The organism is Ilumatobacter sp. (genome assembly GCF_041688325.1).
Classification (GTDB): domain Bacteria; phylum Actinomycetota; class Acidimicrobiia; order Acidimicrobiales; family Ilumatobacteraceae; genus Ilumatobacter_A.
In genome coordinates, this window is record NZ_JBDNIJ010000455.1 from 1 (window position 1) to 2,015 (window position 2,015).

Sequence of the window (2,015 nt, forward strand, 5' to 3'; positions counted from 1 at the left end):
TAGGCGGCCAGGATCCGCCCGAAGTTGGCGTCGGGATGCAGCGTCGCGACGAACCCGTACGCAGCCAGCGCGACGATGCCGGCACCGACCCAAGCCACACCACGATGCTCGCGCACGCCTTGCCAGATCAGCCACGCGCCACCGATCTCGGCCACCGCCGCAACAGCGAACAACACGATCGATCGAAGCGTCGACATCGAACCACCATACGAGTCTGAAGCCATTGGTCTGAGTGACCGGCCAACCATGAGGCGCAGGGGATCAGAATGTTCAGGCCGCTCGTAACGTTCACGCCGGAACCAACAACCCCCGCTCGTGATCCGGCACGACGATCGGTCTCGACAGTGCACGGCATCCGGTGGAGGCGACGCGGATTATCGAGTGCCTGGCTGATCCCGTACGTGTAGATATGTGGCACGTCAGTGTCGACTGGACTCGTGTCGATATGAGCGGCAACGACAATCGCCGTCGGGGTCGTCTTGTTGGCTTGCTGGAGCGTTTGTCGTGGGTCGGAGGACCTCACGGTTTGCCTTTCGCACCTTCCTTGTTCTTGCTCATGGTGCCAACCGTGGCTGTTGGTCTCGGGAACTTCCCTGGATCTCGTAGCGTCGAATGTTCATGGTGAAATCGGTGCCCGCTTCGTAGCGCTATTGCTCGTCGTTTCCGCGTGTGGATTGCAGGAAGCGTCGTCCGACAGCGAAACAACTTCGTCAACACCATCCGAAGCGGCTCCGCAGGCCGCAGAATCAGACTTGATTGAATGCGAGAACGCCGCGGACCTCGACGAGATCGTCGCTCTGCTTCGTTCGGGTCAACGAACCTACGACTATCAGCCGGCCGCGGATCTCGCCGAACTCGTTGACTGGGCGGACCTCTCAGTCGCCGGCTCGATCGATTCGGCCGTACGCGAAGTCAGCGGCGACAGTTCCTTCATGACGTTGACCGTGTCGGACGTGGAGGTGCTTGCCGGTGATGGCGACATCACGCAGTTCGCAGCGATGGCGCTCTGGGCGTCGGGACAGGGACCCGACCCGTTGATCAACGCTGTGAAGTTCACCGGGCTGCGCTTCGTTGCACTGCTCGACCAATTCCCAACCGCTCCAGGCGGGTACGCACCGTACGTCAAGGGGTTTGTCCTCGAATGCGGAGACGACAAGGTTCCAGTTCGTTCGCTGGCCGAACTGCCACCGAACGCAGAGGATCTCTCGCTGAGCAAACTCGCCGAACTGGTCCGGGCCGTCGCGGCCGGCCCCGCTCCCGTCGAAGATACGGCATCGAGCGCAGTCGATGGTCCGTTGATCCGCCACCCGAATCGATCCGACGGCGAGGACTGGCCAGCAGCAGAAGTGCGCGGCGTCCTCCAACTCGAAGCGGACTGTCTCTACGTGTTTCTCGACGAGATCAATGAGCGGTACCCGGTCGTGTGACCCGCCTCAACGGAATGGGTCAGTTGCGGTCGGGCGGCGTTGTTCTGAACTGTCATCCGAGTTGACTCTGGGGATGGCCCACCCGCTGCTTGATGTAATGACGAGCGCAGCACACGGAGTCTTTCCTCGCGTTGACGGATACGTCTCGTTCCTCCCCGACCTCCCACACGGCAATCGGGCGATCGTCGCACTGACCGGACACGCCTACATCGCTGCGGGCCTCACCGCCGACCACTTCAACGATGTCACCTTGGACGGGTTCGGTGAAGCGCTCGCGCCCGCAACAGTTCTGCGCGTTGCCGACGGCGGCGTCATTGGAGTGAACGACGTGATCCTCGTCGCTCCTGGCACTGGCACTAGGATCCAGACCCCTTCGACGTCAATGTGGGATGACCACGCTCGCGTGCGCCACGCTCGACACCTCCGAACCGCTGTTGTCGTGTACGGCGACGAGCGAGGATTCGTCACAGTGGGCCAAGGACTCGCCGGCCGACCAGAGATGAGCATCGGGATTGCGGAGACGAACACTTCCTCCGGCCTCGGCCGCCACCTCATTGGAGATGCATGCGGCGCGGTGCCGATAGGTCA

General features: G+C 62.2%; 2 protein-coding genes and 1 pseudogene. 2 read left to right on the forward strand and 1 reads right to left on the reverse strand.

Annotation, left to right across the window (positions count from 1 at the left end; translation table 11 throughout):
* Positions 1-197, reverse strand: a pseudogene (locus ACH2EI_RS21995) (hypothetical protein); the annotation flags it as partial.
* 555 nt (positions 198-752) lie between these two features.
* Between ACH2EI_RS21995 and ACH2EI_RS22000 the strand changes: the two are divergent.
* On the forward strand, positions 753-1,427 hold the full coding sequence (locus ACH2EI_RS22000) for a hypothetical protein (RefSeq protein WP_395156565.1): 675 nt from the start codon (positions 753-755) through the stop codon (positions 1,425-1,427).
* Positions 1,428-1,500: 73 nt separating this feature from the next.
* Positions 1,501-2,015 (forward strand): hypothetical protein (locus ACH2EI_RS22005; protein WP_395161603.1); only part of this gene is annotated, 515 nt, incomplete at its 3' end.